15 protein-coding genes and 1 tRNA gene are annotated in these 15716 nt (G+C 45.5%); 2 read left to right on the top strand and 14 right to left on the bottom strand.

The genetic code is table 11. From position 1 onward, the window contains the following. Positions 1 to 33: 33 nt before the first annotated feature. On the top strand, positions 34 to 672 hold the full coding sequence (locus RBH92_RS04115) for an FxDxF family PEP-CTERM protein (protein WP_307933382.1): 639 nt from the start codon (positions 34 to 36) through the stop codon (positions 670 to 672). Positions 673 to 808: 136 nt separating this feature from the next. Here the strand turns inward: RBH92_RS04115 and RBH92_RS04110 are convergent, their stop codons facing one another. The 3 genes from RBH92_RS04110 to RBH92_RS04100 are packed head-to-tail and all read right to left on the bottom strand — an operon-like array spanning position 809 to position 3163. Beyond that, on the bottom strand, positions 809 to 2005 hold the full coding sequence (locus RBH92_RS04110; RefSeq protein WP_307933381.1) for a cyclic di-GMP phosphodiesterase: 1197 nt from the start codon (positions 2003 to 2005) through the stop codon (positions 809 to 811). Between the two features lie 54 nt (positions 2006 to 2059). Next, complete coding sequence (locus RBH92_RS04105; RefSeq protein ID WP_307933380.1) at positions 2060 to 2659, bottom strand: CDP-alcohol phosphatidyltransferase family protein; 600 nt, start codon at positions 2657 to 2659, stop codon at positions 2060 to 2062. A gap of 18 nt (positions 2660 to 2677) precedes the next feature. Further along, entirely contained in the window at positions 2678 to 3163 is a 486-nt protein-coding gene (locus RBH92_RS04100; protein WP_307933379.1) for a CDP-archaeol synthase, read from the bottom strand. Positions 3164 to 3255: 92 nt separating this feature from the next. Between RBH92_RS04100 and RBH92_RS04095 the strand changes: the two genes are divergently transcribed. Beyond that, positions 3256 to 4011 (top strand): endonuclease/exonuclease/phosphatase family protein, encoded by a 756-nt coding sequence (locus tag RBH92_RS04095; protein ID WP_307933378.1) that lies wholly within the window; start codon positions 3256 to 3258, stop codon positions 4009 to 4011. A 40-nt stretch (positions 4012 to 4051) separates the two neighbouring features. Here RBH92_RS04095 and lon read toward each other — a convergent pair whose 3' ends face one another. From lon to RBH92_RS04040, 11 genes are all read right to left on the bottom strand, one after another. Further along, the gene (gene lon / locus RBH92_RS04090; RefSeq protein WP_307933377.1) at positions 4052 to 6463 is read right to left on the bottom strand and encodes an endopeptidase La; all 2412 of its coding nucleotides are present in this window, start codon (positions 6461 to 6463) and stop codon (positions 4052 to 4054) included. A gap of 234 nt (positions 6464 to 6697) precedes the next feature. After that, a complete protein-coding gene (clpX, locus tag RBH92_RS04085; RefSeq protein WP_307933376.1) occupies positions 6698 to 7972 on the bottom strand; it encodes an ATP-dependent Clp protease ATP-binding subunit ClpX in 1275 nt (424 codons plus the stop codon). Between the two features lie 71 nt (positions 7973 to 8043). Then, positions 8044 to 8682, bottom strand: a complete 639-nt coding sequence (clpP, locus tag RBH92_RS04080) for an ATP-dependent Clp endopeptidase proteolytic subunit ClpP (protein ID WP_307933375.1) — start codon at positions 8680 to 8682, stop codon at positions 8044 to 8046. A gap of 1 nt (position 8683) precedes the next feature. After that, on the bottom strand, positions 8684 to 9991 hold the full coding sequence (gene tig, locus RBH92_RS04075; protein ID WP_307933374.1) for a trigger factor: 1308 nt from the start codon (positions 9989 to 9991) through the stop codon (positions 8684 to 8686). Positions 9992 to 10091: 100 nt separating this feature from the next. Next, positions 10092 to 10176 (bottom strand) — tRNA-Leu (locus RBH92_RS04070). 160 nt (positions 10177 to 10336) lie between these two features. Further along, on the bottom strand, positions 10337 to 10768 hold the full coding sequence (tnpA, locus tag RBH92_RS04065; protein WP_307932278.1) for an IS200/IS605 family transposase: 432 nt from the start codon (positions 10766 to 10768) through the stop codon (positions 10337 to 10339). Positions 10769 to 10834: 66 nt separating this feature from the next. Beyond that, complete coding sequence (locus RBH92_RS04060) at positions 10835 to 11587, bottom strand: YciK family oxidoreductase (protein WP_307933373.1); 753 nt, start codon at positions 11585 to 11587, stop codon at positions 10835 to 10837. Positions 11588 to 11751: 164 nt separating this feature from the next. Beyond that, positions 11752 to 13401, bottom strand: coding sequence for a chaperonin GroEL (gene groL / locus RBH92_RS04055; protein ID WP_292922636.1), 1650 nt, complete (start codon positions 13399 to 13401; stop codon positions 11752 to 11754). A 62-nt stretch (positions 13402 to 13463) separates the two neighbouring features. Then, positions 13464 to 13754, bottom strand: coding sequence for a co-chaperone GroES (gene groES / locus RBH92_RS04050; RefSeq protein ID WP_307933372.1), 291 nt, complete (start codon positions 13752 to 13754; stop codon positions 13464 to 13466). A 335-nt stretch (positions 13755 to 14089) separates the two neighbouring features. Next, entirely contained in the window at positions 14090 to 15184 is a 1095-nt protein-coding gene (mnmA, locus tag RBH92_RS04045; RefSeq protein WP_307933371.1) for a tRNA 2-thiouridine(34) synthase MnmA, read from the bottom strand. Next, positions 15174 to 15629 (bottom strand): NUDIX hydrolase, encoded by a 456-nt coding sequence (locus tag RBH92_RS04040; protein WP_307933370.1) that lies wholly within the window; start codon positions 15627 to 15629, stop codon positions 15174 to 15176. Before RBH92_RS04040 ends, mnmA begins: the two co-directional genes overlap by 11 nt. Between the last annotated feature and the right edge of the window lie 87 nt (positions 15630 to 15716).

Below are 15716 nucleotides of genomic sequence, written 5' to 3'. Positions count from 1 at the left end.
TTGTTTTAGATCTTTTCTAACAGGAGAATTATTATGAAAACATTGACTTATGCATCCATCATCGGTGCAGCTTCATTTGCTCTGTCAGGGGTGACACATGCCGCCGCCATCACTTTTGACGATCTCGCGCCTACCAACAATGGTATTTCTACCGCCGTCACTTCGGATGGTTTTGATTTTGTTGGCGATCATTTCCATATCATTGACACCTTCGATTCGAGGCTCGTTTCGAGCGGATCGAATTATCTTTCAGCCGAAGCAGCCTCTGCTTTAGGAAAATCGGTAACAATGACACACGCGGGCGGCAGCCTTTTCAATCTGGTTGGACTTGAAGTGGCTGAGCTATGGCTGCCCGGTGAATCACTCAATGACTTCTCGGACGTCATCATCACCGGCAATCAATTCGGCGGCGGCGTACTCAGCACCAGTATCACGCTTGATGGAATACGCGATGGTGTAGGCGGTGTCGATGATTTTCAATGGGCGGCCATCGGCTGGACCAACCTGGTTTCAGTGACTATCACTGGCGCCAATAGCACCGGCGCTTTCGGAGATTATTCAATTGATAATATCAATGTCTCATTGGTACCGGAACCTGAAACCTATGCTCTTTTGCTGGCCGGATTAGGTATTGTCGGTGCATTTGCACGCCGTCGTGCGATCAATGGCTAAACTTCTGAAAATCTGAAGTTACAATCGCTATCGGCTGCAAACCGGTGACTGGATGAAAAAAAGCCCCGCAAATTATGCGGGGCTTTTTTTATTGGCCGCTTAGTTGCCGTCTTTCCGCTACTTCCCCATTCTTTCGTTAAATGCCCTGCAGCTTGTTGATATCAAACTGCCATTTGAGCGGATCTTCAACGCCTACGATACTATCCGCGCCTTTTGACAAATCCAGAATTTCCGCCTGAATGTAACCGTTAGCGCGCGTGGAAAAAAATATCTTGATAATCGGCGCGGTCAGGCTTTTTTTCGATTGTTCGATGATCACGCCCAAGCGGCCGGATTTCAATTTGACGAGCGTGCCATTCGGGTAAATTCCAATGGTTTTCACAAACGCATGAAATACGGTTTCGTCGAAATGGCCGTCTTTCCATGACGCCATTTTATGAATCGATTCCGAGGGCGACCAGGCTTTCTTGTAGCATCGTTCCGAGCTGATCGCGTCATACACATCGCAAACCGCGCCCATGCGGGCAAAGAGCGTCAATTGATCGCCCTTCAGTTTTTCCGGATAGCCTTGCCCGTCGATGCGTTCATGGTGATGTAAGCACACATCCAGCGCGGATTCATGCACTTGGTAGCATGATTTGAGAATTTCCCAGCCGCGCCGCGGGTGGCTTCTCATGATCGAGAATTCTTCATCGGTCAATTTCCCCGGTTTTTCCAGAACTTCGTTAGGAACCGCCATCTTGCCGACATCGTGCAGCAATCCTGCCACACCGGCTTGCCGGAGTTCTTCGCCTTTCAAGCCTAATTGCCTCCCAAGAGCTACCATCAGCATGCAAACCGCAACGGAATGCAAATAGGTGTATTCATTGGCAGTTTTCAACCGCGCCAGACTCAGCAGCGCGTTCGGGTTGCGTTCCATGGATTGATTGATCTCATCCACCAGCTCAGTCGCTTCCGCGATTTCCAGCGCTTTCCCCATGCGTACATCGGAAAACATGCTGGTAACCGCTTCTTTGGCTTTGCTATGAATTTTCTTAGCCGCATCCATTTCTTCTGCAATCGAAACCGGTGTTTGAGATTTTATAACCGGCTTCGGAGATTCAACACTAGAATTCGGACTGATCTTGATGTCGGATTGGAGATTCTTGATATCCAATCCCTTATCGGTATCAATCCATATCTCATCGAAACTGCATCCAAGCAATTTATCCAGATCCTTCTGTTGATCCAGCTTAAATGATTTTTTCCAGAACGGGTGTTCCAGCCAATTTCCACGCAACTCATGGATATACATGCCTAATCGAACTTCATTAGCTTGAACTTTTTTTATCATAAAAAAACCACACAAGAATAATAATCAATCGACTGAACTGACTTCGCACCGGCCTCAGAGTTTATTAACGCGCCCGGTTTTCCTTTTATAATGTAGCGCTTGCCAAACGGTCCTTACATCAACAAGCTCACGATGAATCAGCAATGTGATCGCAATCTCTTCAATGGCAGCGTACAAGCAGAAAACGGCGGCCACTCTAATTGGCCAGTCGAGTAGCTCTGTGAATAACAAAACATAACTTACTACGGTTACTGCCACCGCTAGCTTTACACTCCAGGTGTGATAACTGCTAATCGTACGGAATTTTATGAGACTTACAATTACCGGCAACGTAAAACTCAGCACGATAATCAACCAGTAAAGCTTTTCCCGGATAATGATTTCCGGCCATAAAATCCAGGCGCAAACCGCCATGGTGGTGTAGATGAAAAAATCCCCCCAGCTATCGAGCCGTGAGCCCACCGCGGTTATTTGATTGAGCAATCGCGCCAAAAAGCCATCCAACACATCCGTGAATACCGCAAATAACAACACACCTATGAACCAGTGGGGTTGATGCGTGAACGCAAAGTAAAATAGAAACGGCGTCGTCAATATGCGAATCAAACTGACCAAATTGGGAATATTAATGATCTGATTCTTTCTACGATCCATGACGAAACTCCCCGGCAATTAAGGTTTCTTCCTTAGAATTCTCCAGTGATAAAGCATGTATGTGATTACAAGATCGATGATCAAAAAAACAAAAACCAGCAGCAGAATGTCAGAGAATCCTAGATTAAAAATTTTCATCACTGCCAGGGCCGGAAAAAGCGACTCCGGAACTTGATCAAGCAAGTACGCCTTGCTGCTTGGCACCATCCCCAACCGGCGCTTTATGAAACTCGATAACAGGTCTCCCAAGATCGCAAAAACTGCAATATGCAGGCCGGTTTCAAGAGAATACCCCAATACAAAGGCCGCAATGGGTGTTGCTAATAAAGCAGCGATAATTCCTCGCCAGGTTTTTGAAGATCCAAAGATACGGTTGCTATCTGCAAATTTTGCGCCGAAATCAACCGCAACATCTAAATGATCTTTCATAAGCAGCCGTACCAATACTGGCGCACCATTTGCGATTATAATTAAAAACAGTAGTTGTAAAAATTCGGTCGGCAATGTCACTAATCCATTTTGAGAAATATGCTTTTTGTCCGGTTTTTTTGACCGGTTTTTTTGACCGGTTTGGAAGTCAATAATTCAGGAACTGTATGACCGGCATATCGCTAAAAGTACTCACCTATAATATCCATAAAGGATTCAGTGCGAGTAATCTTCGTTTCATTCTTCATGAAATCAAACGTTCATTGCAACATATCAATGCCGATATCGTTTTTCTGCAAGAGGTTTATGGTGAACGTAATATTACCAATAACCGCTTTGACGACTGGCCGAATAACCAGCAATTTGAATTTCTAGCCGATCAAGTTTGGCAGCATTACGCCTATGGCAAGAATGCCATTTATAAGTCAGGCCATCATGGCAACGCCATTCTGAGTAAATATCCATTTATAGAATGGGATAATATCAACGTGTCATTATTCCGGTCGGCCAGCCGGAGTCTGCTGCACGGAGCCATTCAAATCCCCGGTATCAGTCGCAAAGTTCATATCATTTGTGTTCATCTGGGCTTATTCGGGCTGGAGAGAGAACGCCAGCTCTCCACATTGGTAAAGCGCATCAATTCGCATGTGCCATTTGATGAGCCTTTGATAATCGCAGGGGATTTTAACGATTGGCGCGGGCGCGCCGAACACTATTTACATCGTGATTTGGGTGTGAGAGAGGTTTTCAAACTCACTCACGGCACTTATGCCCGCACATTCCCTGCTTGGCTTCCGGTATTATCGATGGATCGGATTTATTTCCGGGGTCTTGATGTGATCGATTGTAACTTCTTGCATGGTCAGCCATGGCATCGCATGTCTGACCATATTCCGTTACTGGCTGAATTTCGATTGACTTAGAAAAATTACCAATAGCAAAGAACCGTATAGTCCCGCCCACTCAATGCTTTATGACGGCTTCAATAATCTGTTCTTCCGATCCTGACGGTAGTGATGATTGCGGTATGGGCGCCGGAAGCAGCTCCGGCTTATGCTCCAGTGCTAAATCAAGCACTTGATCAATCCACTTAACAGGATGAATCGTTAGCTGACTTTTCACGTTCACAGGGATGTCAGCTAAATCCTTAACATTTTGCTCGGGAATAATAACCACTTTGATACCACCACGATGCGCCGCCAGTAATTTTTCTTTCAATCCCCCGATTGGAAGTACTTCACCCCTCAGAGTTATTTCACCGGTCATGGCTACGTCAGCGCGTACAGCAATATTTGTCAAAGCCGATACCATCGCGACACAAATCCCAATCCCGGCGCTCGGACCGTCTTTCGGCGTTGCGCCTTCCGGCAAGTGGATATGAATATCGTTCTTTTGATAGAAGTCTTCCGCTAATCCAAATATATGAGCGCGGCTCCGTACCACTGACAATGCCGCTTGTATCGACTCTTGCATTACCTCGCCCAGTTTACCGGTTGTAATGGTTTTCCCTTTGCCGGGCAGCACTACTGCTTCAATCGTTAATAACTCACCCCCGACTTCCGTCCAGGCCAAGCCGGTAACCTGCCCAATTTGATTTTTTTCTTCAGCAATGCCGTAAGTATAGCGACGCACCCCCAAGAATTTATCGAGATTCTTGGATGTCACGGCCACCTTGCCTTTTCCTTTTTTGAGCAATAACGCTTTTACAGCTTTCCGGCAAATTTTTGAAATTTCCCGCTCCATTGCCCTCACCCCTGCTTCTCTCGTGTAATAACGGGCAATATCCCTGAGCGCCGATTCTGAGACAGTCAATTCACTCTCTTCAAGCCCGTGATTACGCATTTGCTTGGTTAGCAGGTAACGAGTGGCAATATTTAATTTTTCGTCTTCCGTATAACCGGATAATTTGATCACTTCCATGCGATCAAGAAGAGCAGGCGGAATATTTAAGGTGTTGGCGGTTGCCACAAACATTACGTCGGACAGATCATATTCCACCTCGATGTAATGATCCACGAAAGTATTATTCTGTTCTGGATCAAGTACTTCAAGTAACGCAGATGATGGATCACCTCGAAAATCCATTCCCATTTTATCCACTTCATCAAGCAGGAATAACGGATTCTTGACTCCCACTTTACTCATATTCTGTAAAATTTTTCCTGGCATAGACCCGATATAAGTCCGCCGATGTCCACGAATCTCGGCTTCATCACGCACGCCTCCAAGTGACATACGTACAAATTTCCGATTCGTCGCACGCGCAATGGACTGACCGAGTGATGTTTTACCTACCCCCGGGGGGCCAACTAGGCAAAGAATCGGAGCTTTCATTTTGCTAACACGCTGTTGAACCGCCAGATACTCTACAATCCGCTCTTTAACTTTTTCTAAGCCGTAGTGATCTTTTTCCAGCGCATCCTCGGCGGCTGTCAGATCCTGATTAATTTTATTCTTTTTCTTCCAAGGCAGCGCAACAAGTGCATCTATATAGTTACGCACGACCGTAGCTTCAGCGGACATCGGCGACATCAACCGCAGCTTCTTTAACTCGGATTCGGCTTTGGCGAGTGCCTCCTTGGGCATTTGAGCAGCTTTTATTTTTCTTTCTATTTCTTCAATATCAGCACCGTCTTCGCCTTCGCCCAATTCTTTCTGAATGGCTTTTACTTGCTCATTCAGGTAATAATCACGTTGGCTTTTTTCCATTTGCCGCTTAACTCTGCCGCGGATTCTTTTTTCCACTTGAAGAATGTCAAGCTCAGTCTCCAATAAACCTAGCAAATGTTCCAGGCGTTTTGGAATATCAAATATTTCAAGAACTTCCTGCTTCTGTTCCAGTTTAAGCGGTAAGTACGCTGCAATTGTGTCAACTAAGCGTCCCGCATCATCAATACCACCCATTGATGTAATGATTTCCGGAGGTATTTTTTTATTAAGCTTCACATATTGGTCAAACTGCGCAAGAATAGCGCGTCGCATTGCTTCCGCTTCCGGATTATCAGCGACATCAATTTCAATCTGCGAAGCCCTTCCGGAATAATGCGTTTCAGAATCAATCAATTCATGAATACGAGCGCGATAGTTGCCTTCAACTAAGACTTTGACAGTTCCATCGGGGAGCTTGAGCATCTGCAACAAACTGGCAATGCTGCACACTTCATAGAGATCTTCAGGAGCTGGATCATCCTTCGATGCGACTTTCTGAGCAACAAGAAGGATATTTTTATTTGACTCCATGGCCAACTCAAGTGCTTTAATCGACTTTTGTCTCCCAACAAACAATGGAATGACCATATGCGGAAAAACCACCACATCTCGCAAGGGAAGCAACGGCAATATCAACTGTTCGGAGTGCTCTAATAAAGAATTCATATCGGCTTTATAAAATTTATGACTATTTGTGAAATTATATGCACAATTCGGAGAAACTCGGCATTTACAATAACAATAACGGCTACACTAGCACAGAAGCATCGGCTTTAATCGGGCAATTAGACGTGTAAATACGTAATAATTACCCTTTATCACGACTTCCTATAAATACCGTTTGGAGAAACCCGGCAATTACTGCCATTATCAACTTTTGTTCAGCTCACTAACCGGCTATTATTTAGAGCGCTTAGCTACTTTGGGTTGATCCGAATAGATTAAAATCGGTTTAATATCATTACTCGACGAGTTGTAATCAATCACAACTTTTGAAACATTATCCAACGATGGCAAATCGTACATGATATCCAGCAATATCTCTTCCAAAATGGAGCGAAGCCCGCGAGCGCCTGTTTTCCGGGTCAGAGCACTTTTTGCGATGGACTTGAGGGCTGGTTCCCGGAACTCAAGATCAACCCCTTCCATATTGAACATCTTCCAATATTGTTTAACCAGTGCATTTTTTGGTTCTGTCAGAATCTGAATCAGTGCTGCTTCATTGAGTTCTTCCAGTGTTGCAACAACCGGCAAACGCCCGACGAATTCAGGTATCAATCCGAATTTCACGAGATCTTCCGGCTCAACTTGTTGCAAAACTTTGTTTACATTACCATTCGCTGTATTTTTCACTTCAACGCCAAACCCGATTCCGCCTTTCTCAGTACGTGCTCTGATCACCTTATCCAATCCATCAAATGCACCACCGCAAATAAATAGAATGTTTGTTGTGTCGACTTGAATAAACTCTTGATTGGGATGTTTCCGGCCTCCTTGAGGGGGAACCATCGCAATTGTTCCTTCGATCAATTTCAGCAGCGCTTGTTGCACACCTTCACCGGATACATCGCGTGTTATCGAGGGGTTATCAGATTTTCGAGAAATCTTATCGATCTCGTCAATGTATACAATCCCTCGTTGCGCTTTCTCTGCGTCATAATTACACTTTTGCAACAATTTCTGGATGATATTTTCGACATCTTCACCAACATAACCAGCTTCCGTTAGAGCTGTTGCATCGGCCATAATAAATGGCACGTCCAGTAACCGGGCCAGCGTTTGCGCGAGTAATGTCTTACCAGATCCAGTAGGCCCAACCAGCAATATATTACTTTTTGACAACTCGATATCATCACCGTCTTCCGATTTAACGACGTTTCTTAAACGCTTGTAATGATTATAAACTGCAACAGAAAGTATCTTTTTCGCCGATTCTTGCCCAATTACATATTGATCAAGTATTTGGCATATCTCACGGGGAACAGGCAGATTTGATTTAACCAGTTTTGTGGCTTCATCACCTTGCATTTCTTCACGGATAATGTCATTGCAAAGATCAATACATTCATCGCAAATAAATACCGAAGGACCTGCAATGAGTTTTCGTACCTCATGCTGACTCTTGCCGCAAAAAGAACAATAAAGAAGTTTTTCACCACTCGTTTTGTCTGGCATATTCTTTTCCCACCGTAATGAGTTTAACGACTCTTATCTTGAATAAAAATAAAACAAGAAATCCCACTTACTTAAGCACTCTCATCTCTCTGCGACAATACTGCGTCCACTAAACCGTAATTAACTGATTCAGTTGCACTCATAAAGTTATCACGATCTGTATCTTTTTCAACTTCCGAAACAGGGCGCCCTGTATGCTTTGCAAGAATTTCATTTAGACGCGCTTTAAGGTATAAAATTTCCCGCGCATGTATTTCAATGTCAGAGGCTTGCCCTTGAAAGCCCCCCAGCGGTTGATGAATCATGACGCGCGAATTGGGCAGGCAGTATCGTTTTCCTTTGGCACCGGCAGTTAATAACAATGCTCCCATGCTTGCTGCTTGCCCGATACATAAAGTACTAACATCCGGTTTGATATATTGCATCGTATCGTATATTGCCATACCGGCAGACACCATTCCGCCGGGAGAATTAATATAAAAATAAATATCTTTCTCGGAATTCTCTGATTCAAGGAATAATAACTGCGCAACTATCAGATTCGCACTCGATTCCGTAACCGGACCTACTAGAAATATTACTCTCTCTTTTAGTAATCGCGAATAGATGTCGTACGCTCGCTCACCTCTTCCGCTCGACTCAATGACCATTGGGATTAGCCCCAGATTCATTGGTTCCATATTTTTTACATCATTATTTAATTGGATCATTTCAAGAGATTCCCATGAGCTCATCAAAAGTAGCCGGTTTATTGATCTGTTTTATTTTTCCCAAAGCCCAATTTACAACGTTTTCTTCTAATGCAAGCGACTCAGCTTCCTGCAAGCGCTCAGGAGAAGCATAATGCCATTTTACTACTTGTTCCGGATTTTCATAACTCTGTGCCACGTCTTCAATAATGCTGCGCACTTGTTCTGATGTAGCTTTAAGCGCATGTTCTTTAACAAGTTCTGACAAAATGAGACCTAGCTTGATGCGATACTCCGCTTTTCCCTTAAACAGATCCGCCGACAACGGAATCTCTTTGGATTTCATACCACGTGCTTCAAGATCTTTCCTCGCATCCTGCATCAGCCGCTCAATTTCTTGGTTGATCAAAACATTCGGTACTTCCAGCGGGGTACTGTCTAGCAATACTTGCATAACCTGCTCTTTAAGTTTTGTCCTGACTCTTCTGGAAACTTCACGTTCAAGATCTTTTTGTATTCCCTCGCGTAGTTTTTTCAAATCACCGTCATCAATACCCAATGATTTGGCAAGATCAGCGTCTACTTCAGGTATTATTGGTTCTTCAAGCAAAATAAGCGTTACTTCGAAAGTAACGGTTTTTCCCGCAAGATCTTTATTATGGTAATCTTCCGGAAAAATGACATCAAATGATTTATTGTTTCCCGGCTTCATACCAATCAATGAGTTCTCAAAATCCTTAAGGAACTTCCCATCACCGATAATCAATTGCACATCGTCAGCTGTTCCACCAGTGAAATCTTTTCCATCGATCGTACCACGATAATTTATCTTGACCCGGTCACCCGCTTTTGCTTCTCGGTCAATGGATTGATAGGTTGTGCGCTGTTTACAAATCATCTCCAGCGTTTTATCAATATCCGCTTCTGACAAGCGGACTTCAGGCCGCTCGATACTGTGCTGGCTTAAATCGCCCAACGCAACGACGGGATAAATTTCAAATGTGGCACTGACAGTATATAGTGTTGCAGTATCATCACCTGAGAGCTTCTCTTCAAAACGGGGATAACCCACGACTTGCAAATTATGCTCCTTGACCGTTTCCTTAAATTCTTTGTGCACGGCATCATTCAATACATCTTGCTGCACCTGCGCACCGTACATTTGCACAACTATTTTCAAAGGAACTTTTCCTGGCCGAAAGCCTTGCAACCTCGTTGTTTTCGCAATCTGCTTCAATCGATTATCAATTTCGTTTTGCAAATTTTCTCGAGAAATCGTGATATCAAAACGGCGCTCCAGTGCACCCAGATTTTCTACATTTGATCCCATTAAAATTCCTGATTGATTAACTATTTTTAGAAATATTCTTTTTTAGCTGACAATTATTCGTTTCAAATTGATAAAACGAGTTCTCAGCAGTCATCCCATTTGGTGCGAAAGGGGGGACTCGAACCCCCACACCTCTCGGCGCCAGAACCTAAATCTGGTGCGTCTACCAATTCCGCCACTTTCGCAATTCCTGATATTTTAGGAGATTATACCGATTAATCCCGCCAACCGCAGCCGGATCGTCTAATCCAAGCGTATCGCTAACACTAAACAACCACCGGCTAAAGCCGGTGGGTTTGAGTTACGGACTGAAAGTCCGGATACGCGTCGACTAAACGACGCGTCTTATTCCGGCTCCATTTTAAAATTGTCGTTTGGATTTGGCTCAAAATGATGCTCCAAGTATTGTTTGATCATCTCTTCTGTCATCTGACCTACTGTCACGCAGAAATACCCTCGCGCCCAAAAATGCCTTCCCCAGTACCGCTTCTTCAAGTGAGGAAATTCTTCAAACAGATAGCTCGATGTTCGTCCTTTTAGTCGCCTCATGATCTCACTCGGAGCCATCTCCGGCGGACAACTCACCAGAATACGCACATGATCCTTACTTACTACACCCTGTACAATTCTCATTTCAAATGCTTCACACGTCTGACGAACCAACTCTCGTACTCGTTCTGCTACTTCTCCCTTCAGAATCTTATATCTATACTTCGTTACCCATACAAAATGATATTCAATCTGATAAACCGTATGACTTCCATATCTATAATCCATGCCACACCTCCTGTGTGGCATATTCTCGCAGCTAAAGCTGACCGGCTGAAGCCGGTGGTTTTAACCTTATGATGGACAATAAAAAGTCTGGCCACTGATGCCTTTGCTATCAGGTCCCATCAAATACAGGTAATTCTGCATTAAGTCATCGGGTTGCCGTATGGCGCTTTTAAGTTCACCAGGATGAGTTTTAATTCGCTGAGGCGAATTCACGATCCCTGGCACGATGCTATTGATGCGGAGGTTAGGCATTGTTTCCCACTCATCCGCTTGAATCCTTACCAACGCTTCAATGCCAGCTTTAGCTACCGCAAAACCGCCCCAATAAGCGGCAGGCTGATTGCCTTGCGTGCTTGAAGTCATGATAATGCTCGCATCAGGCGAAGCCTTCAGTAATGGGAGGCAAGCTTTCGTGACTGCAAAAGGTGCAATCACATTAATTTGGAATATCACTCGCCATTGCGCAGCCGTTTGATACTCTAATGGACTCAAGTCATATAGAAAAGCTGCATTATGTAAGATTCCATCCAGCCGCCCCAACTGCTCCCCGATTGCCTGAGTTAACACGGCGTAATCCTTTTCTTCTGCGCGCTCGAAGTCTAATGGAAAAATTAATGCCTGAGCTTTACCGATGGCTTCGATCTCATCATAAACGCCCTCCAATTTCTTGACTTTCCGCCCGTGAAGAATCACCGTTGCCCCATGACGCGCATAGGTTAACGCCGCCGCACGGCCCAGACCTTGTCCTGCACCTGTAACAAGAATCACTCGATCCTTGAGCAGATCTTCAGACGCAGAATAGTTTTCCGATAGGTTCATAACTTAGAATTTATCATGTTAAATTATTTTTTAATCAAAAATTACAATTGAAAAGCCCTTGATATTCCATCGATCGATAGATTCGCCATAAAAAAACAGACCCCAAAATAATCGGGGTCTGTTTAATACTTTGAAGTTGGATTCTACAGTTATGGATATTGCTGTTACATATCCATGCCGCCCATTCCACCCATACCGCCCATTCCACCCATGCCGCCGCCAGGCGCTGCCTCTTCCTTAGGCAATTCCGCGACCATCGCATCCGTCGTCAGCATCAAACTTGCAACCGACGCCGCATTTTGCAGTGCCGAGCGAGTTACTTTGGTTGGATCAAGTACACCCATTGCAACCAAATCGCCATATTCACCGGTAGCCGCATTGTAACCAAAATTGCCTTGTCCCTCAGCTACTTTATTAACCACAACCGACGGTTCATCGCCACAATTGGTCACGATCTGGCGCAATGGCTCTTCCAGTGAACGCAATACAATTTTAATACCGGCGTCTTGATCGTGATTATCGCCTTTCAGCTTTTTGACGATCGGGACCGTACGCAATAATGCAACGCCACCGCCTGGAATAACCCCTTCCTCCACCGCTGCGCGGGTTGCATGCAACGCGTCTTCGACACGGGCTTTTTTCTCTTTCATTTCAACCTCGGTCGCGGCACCGACTTTGATCAGCGCTACACCGCCGGCAAGTTTAGCCACACGCTCTTGCAGTTTTTCCCGGTCATAGTCGCTGGTCGCTTCTTCGATTTGGGTACGGATTTGTTTAACACGGCCTTCGATATTGGCAACATTGCCTGCACCATCGATGATCGTGGTATTTTCTTTACCCACTTCGACTCGCTTGGCTTGACCCAGATCGTTCAAAGTCGCTTTTTCCAGCGTTAGACCCACTTCTTCAGCGATCACGGTACCACCGGTGAGAATCGCGATATCTTCGAGCATGGCTTTACGGCGATCGCCAAATCCTGGAGCTTTAACCGCACAGGTTTTAAGAATGCCGCGGATGTTATTGACAACCAGTGTCGCCAATGCTTCACCGTCGACATCTTCTGCGATAATCAACAGCGGTTTGCCAGCCTTGGCAACTTGCTCCAATACCGGTAATAAATCACGGATATTAGAAATTTTCTTGTCGTGCAGCAGGATGAATGGATTGTCTAACAGTGCAATTTGTTTTTCCGCGCTACTGACAAAATAAGGCGACAAGTAACCACGATCGAATTGCATACCTTCTACCACTTCCAATTCGTTCTGCAATCCTGAACCGTCTTCCACCGTGATGACGCCTTCCTTGCCTACTTTATCCATGGCATCGGCGATGATCTTACCGATTTCGGTATCCGAATTTGCTGAGATGCTGCCAACTTGTGCAATTTCTTTTGCCGTTGCGCAAGGCTTAGACAGTTTTTTCAATTCTTCAACCGCCGCACCTACCGCTTTATCAATCCCGCGTTTCAGATCCATCGGATTCATACCGGCGGCCACAAACTTCATGCCTTCCTTAACAATCGCCTGCGCCAATACCGTCGCTGTGGTCGTTCCATCACCCGCCACATCGGAAGTCTTGCTGGCGACTTCTTTCAGCATTTGCGCGCCCATATTCTCGAATTTGTCTTTCAGTTCGATTTCTTTAGCAACTGAAACCCCATCTTTTGTAATGGTCGGAGCGCCGTATGAACGCTCCAGAACAACATTGCGCCCTTTGGGACCCAGCGTTACTTTAACTGCATCGGCCAGAACATTGACACCAGCCACCATTTTATGACGTGCTGAATCATGAAATTTCACTTCTTTTGCTGACATAACTTTTCTCTCCTAATCTCTCAACAATACATTATCTATAGCAAGTCACCGAACCGACGCAATTAACCTTCAATTACACCCATGATATCTTCTTCTCTCATGACTAATAGTTCTTCGCCATGAACTTTAACCGTCTGACCGGCATATTTCCCGAACAATACTTTATCGCCCACTTTAACTTCCATTGGGTACAGTTTTCCATCGTCGCCCATTTTTCCTTTGCCAACAGCCAAGATCTCACCTTGATCTGGTTTTTCCGCCGCCGAATCGGGAATTACGATACCCGACGCGGTCTTACGTTCATCTTCCAATCGCTTGACAACCACACGATCATGCAAAGGACGAATTTTCATACTGTTTTCTCCTGTAAAAATAATGGATCCCATATTAGATGCCGCCACGTGACAGCACATTTTTCTTGCAATTACCAAACAGTCAGGGTGCCAATACAGATAAACATAGTGTTAGCACTCTCAAACCATGAGTGCTGATAATAGGGATTGTGCTTCAGAATTTCAAGGGCCGGCAGTAAAAAAAATCACAACCCATTAAATCTAAGATCTATTTCAAATCGATAAGGATTGGAATGCCGCAGGTTAACAGTGGCGCAGCTTGCAATAATTACGCGATATCCGCGGTGAATACAGAAAACTGGATAAACGTTCGAAGCTAAAAAGCCAGAATCGCTTTAACCGGTAATGATCCCGCCTCCCAGACACACTTTACTTTCGTAAATCACGACCGATTGACCGGGCGTTACGGCCCATTGGTTTTGGGCAAAATCAACCTGGCAATGCTCCGGCGTCAAAACACTAATTGCGCACGGCGCATCGGCTTGGCGATAACGGGTCTTGGCGGCGTAGACCCAATTGCAATGGGGCGCTTTCCCGCTGATCCAGGTTAAATCCGTGGCGCTGAGCGATGGTTTAAATAAATCCGGATGATCATGACCCTGAACAACAATAAGCACATTCCGGGTCATATCCTTGGCGGACACGAACCACGGCTCATCAGTACCGCTGCGTGTGCCGCCGATACCCAGCCCTTGCCGCTGTCCGATGGTGTAATACATCAACCCGAGATGCCGGCCAATCACTTGACCATCAGGGGTCTGAATTTCGCCGGGCTCATGCGGCAAATAGCGATTCAGAAATTCCCGGAACGGACGCTCCCCGATAAAACAAATGCCGGTGCTATCTTTCTTCGAAAAATTGGGCAGATTGGCTTGCTTCGCGATAGCGCGCACCTCGCGCTTATACAAATGCCCGATTGGAAAAAGCGTATTCGCCAGTTGCGCCTGATTCAACCGGTACAAGAAGTAGCTTTGATCCTTGCTGCCGTCTTCGCCTTTCAACAATTGAAAAGATCTATCGGCTTTGCGTACCTGCGCATAGTGCCCGGTCGCAATATAATCGGCGCCCAGTTTATTGGCGTGATCCAGAAAAGCTTTGAATTTAATTTCGGCGTTGCACAACACATCGGGATTCGGCGTCCGCCCGGCTTGATATTCCGCGAGAAAATGCGAAAAAACCCGCTCTTTATACTCCGCCGAAAAATTCACGACTTCAATCGGAATATCGATCACATCCGCAACCGACACCGCATCCAGAAAATCCTGGCGGGAAGAACAATAATCGTCGGTATCGTCATCTTCCCAATTCTTCATGAACAGACCCAACACATCATAGCCTTGCTGCTTCAACAAATAAGCGGCAACGGAAGAATCAACACCGCCGGACATGCCGACCACCACCCGGTATTTTTTCGTCGAATCAGGATTCATAATGTGTCAGTAATTCCAGCGGATAGCGCTTGCCGGCCCGGTGATCGCGGATGCACTGCATGACCAGCGGACTGCGATGCCGCTGGCTTTCTTGCATGATTTCATCAAAACTCAGCCAAACTGCGCGGACAATGCCGGCATCAAGCACCCGCAGCGGGTCATGATGCGTGACCCGGCCACTGAACGCAAAACGGATATAGGTAATGCCGGCGCGCTGCGAATGCCATTGATAAATACCCAGCAAATAATCGGGCACAAAGGTATAAGCGGTCTCCTCGAGCGTTTCCCGGATAGCGCCCTGAATAATCGATTCGTCAGGATCCAAATGTCCCGCCGGTTGGTTGAAAAACAAGCCAAGTCCGGCTTCGGGTTCTTCTTCAACCAGCAAATACTTGCCATCTTGCTCAACGACAGTCGCAACTGTCACACTGGGTTTCCAGATCATAGATTCTAACGAAATAAAAAAACGAGGGGGCCATGCGTCTCATTGCAGCGCATATGCCATGCTTGCTAGCAATTATCGCATTGATAC

The organism is Nitrosomonas sp. sh817 (genome assembly GCF_030908545.1).
Taxonomy (GTDB): Bacteria; Pseudomonadota; Gammaproteobacteria; order Burkholderiales; family Nitrosomonadaceae; genus Nitrosomonas.
The sequence above is the reverse complement of the archived record's forward strand: the minus strand, read 5'-3'. Positions and strand labels throughout refer to the sequence as shown.

What these genes read in the sequence shown, in the direction of transcription:
- tig (WP_307933374.1), bottom strand. Translation starts at nt 9,991, where the DNA reads ATGGGATCAAATGTAGAAAATCTGGGTGCACTGGAGCGCCGTTTTGAT.
- clpX (WP_307933376.1), bottom strand. Translation starts at nt 7,972, where the DNA reads ATGCCAGACAAAACGAGTGGTGAAAAACTTCTTTATTGTTCTTTTTGC.
- RBH92_RS04040 (WP_307933370.1), bottom strand. Translation starts at nt 15,629, where the DNA reads ATGATCTGGAAACCCAGTGTGACAGTTGCGACTGTCGTTGAGCAAGAT.
- RBH92_RS04095 (WP_307933378.1), top strand. Translation starts at nt 3,256, where the DNA reads ATGACCGGCATATCGCTAAAAGTACTCACCTATAATATCCATAAAGGA.
- groES (WP_307933372.1), bottom strand. Translation starts at nt 13,754, where the DNA reads ATGAAAATTCGTCCTTTGCATGATCGTGTGGTTGTCAAGCGATTGGAA.
- RBH92_RS04105 (WP_307933380.1), bottom strand. Translation starts at nt 2,659, where the DNA reads ATGGATCGTAGAAAGAATCAGATCATTAATATTCCCAATTTGGTCAGT.
- groL (WP_292922636.1), bottom strand. Translation starts at nt 13,401, where the DNA reads ATGTCAGCAAAAGAAGTGAAATTTCATGATTCAGCACGTCATAAAATG.
- lon (WP_307933377.1), bottom strand. Translation starts at nt 6,463, where the DNA reads ATGAATTCTTTATTAGAGCACTCCGAACAGTTGATATTGCCGTTGCTT.
- clpP (WP_307933375.1), bottom strand. Translation starts at nt 8,682, where the DNA reads ATGATCCAATTAAATAATGATGTAAAAAATATGGAACCAATGAATCTG.
- tnpA (WP_307932278.1), bottom strand. Translation starts at nt 10,768, where the DNA reads ATGGATTATAGATATGGAAGTCATACGGTTTATCAGATTGAATATCAT.
- RBH92_RS04060 (WP_307933373.1), bottom strand. Translation starts at nt 11,587, where the DNA reads ATGAACCTATCGGAAAACTATTCTGCGTCTGAAGATCTGCTCAAGGAT.
- RBH92_RS04115 (WP_307933382.1), top strand. Translation starts at nt 34, where the DNA reads ATGAAAACATTGACTTATGCATCCATCATCGGTGCAGCTTCATTTGCT.
- mnmA (WP_307933371.1), bottom strand. Translation starts at nt 15,184, where the DNA reads ATGAATCCTGATTCGACGAAAAAATACCGGGTGGTGGTCGGCATGTCC.
- RBH92_RS04110 (WP_307933381.1), bottom strand. Translation starts at nt 2,005, where the DNA reads ATGATAAAAAAAGTTCAAGCTAATGAAGTTCGATTAGGCATGTATATC.